Below are 1,614 nucleotides of genomic sequence, written 5' to 3' on the forward strand. Positions count from 1 at the left end.
ATGATGGAGTTATTGAAAGATGATTTGAATAAATCCATTTAAACATTCAATAATTCACTCATTCCATCATTTATACATTGCGACTAAGGCGCTACACCTTCCTTCATATTCAGTTCACCGTTTCCACTATCCATTTCATAGGTACTAAAATCCTGCGGAGCTTTAAAGTTGATGCCTTCACCTATGCTTCCATCTACTCCTTTCACATATACCCTTTGATTGGAATAAAAAATCTTTTTCGACTCATCCCAGATCAGTTCCTGCGAAGAGAAAGTATCGCCCTTACTGTTTTTTACGACTACATTTTTCCTAAATTCGGTTTTAAGCTCATTGTCTTTCCTAATGGCGTAATCGCAAACCAGGTTTCCATCAATGGTTCCGTTAGGGTTATAAAAATCGATATTTACACCCTTAATCATTTCCTGATAAGTGCTTCCGTTCGAAGGCGTAACCTTATCCATTATTGGGGCATATCCTTTAGCCTTAATTCTGGCAGAATCGCTGTAAGTGATATCGACACCAATGGTCCGATCCCTGGACAGGATTACTTTATTTGCTGAGACTGAATTGGCATTTTTTAGATCGTCGTCTCCACAGGAAGCCAGAAAAAAAGGCAACACCAGAAACAGACCACATAAAAATGTCCTTAAATTCATTAGTCTACACGGTACTTACGGAACCAGGTATCGTTCAAGGTAAAGCCTAAGTGGAAATTAATAAACTTCTCTTTAACAAGATTATCGCTTAATGTTCCCCTTTGTCCGAACTCGGTTGTAAAGTTGATTTTATAAAATGCTGAACCACCGTTAGCAGTAGGCAACGGGAAGCCAAAACCTAACGATGCACCCATTTGTTTGATATCCTGATTACCGATTTTGATATAAGTTTTATCGTAATTAACACCAAGGCGGTAATCTACACGTTTCATGTAACTGTTGTAAGAAAATGCATCTGGCGTCCACTGGCCACCCAAAGAAGCACCCCAGCTATCTTGCAAACCTTGGTTTACATTATTGATACTTGTTGCAGACCATTTACTCATTCTAAAATCGGCACCAATCATCCACTTATCATTTTGCTGGATAGAGATCCCAAAATTGTGCGTTAATGGCAAGGTAAGGTTAGATTTTCCGTTATTCGCGATATTTAACGTATCGGCTGCAGGGTTTTCATTACCACTTTGATCTCTTGTGTAGAACGTAGCAAAAGAAGTTTGTGTTGAATTTATTTTTCCAGAGGTGCTTCCAGAATAACCCAGGGTCATAATCGTCTTTTTACCAATATTAAAATCGTACTGTATGCCATAAGAGTAATTTATACCGCCAACACTGTTTTTATTTTGAAGTTTGGCATTGTAAGACCCTGCTGATTGAAATTCGGTAGCGCGGGTAGTTTGAAGGTTACCAAAAATATATTCTAAGTTACCCCCAATTCTTAAATGATCGCCAAAACGATAGCCATAACCTAAATAAGCCTTTGATAAGCCGCCTTCGCCTTCATAAAGCTGGTCTAAAGTGGTTGTATCAACTTTGGTCGTGTTTCTGTAAGAATAACCCAAATCTGAGTAAGGCAAAATACCAAAACTCAAGGCCGATCTTTTGGTAACTGGAGCGG

At 38.7% G+C, this 1,614-nt stretch carries 2 protein-coding genes; both read right to left on the reverse strand.

Annotation, left to right across the window (positions count from 1 at the left end):
- Positions 1-83: 83 nt before the first annotated feature.
- Positions 84-656, reverse strand: coding sequence for a hypothetical protein (locus AC1DND_RS27520; RefSeq protein ID WP_477585994.1), 573 nt, complete (start codon positions 654-656; stop codon positions 84-86).
- The coding region (gene bamG / locus AC1DND_RS27525) for a BamG family beta-barrel-assembly machinery protein (RefSeq protein WP_477585996.1) at positions 656-1,614 on the reverse strand (959 nt) is incomplete at its 5' end. The genes bamG and AC1DND_RS27520, both read right to left, overlap by 1 nt.

It is taken from the genome of Pedobacter sp. 01N416 (assembly GCF_056399685.1).

What these genes read in the sequence shown, in the direction of transcription:
- AC1DND_RS27520 (WP_477585994.1), bottom strand. Translation starts at nt 656, where the DNA reads ATGAATTTAAGGACATTTTTATGTGGTCTGTTTCTGGTGTTGCCTTTT.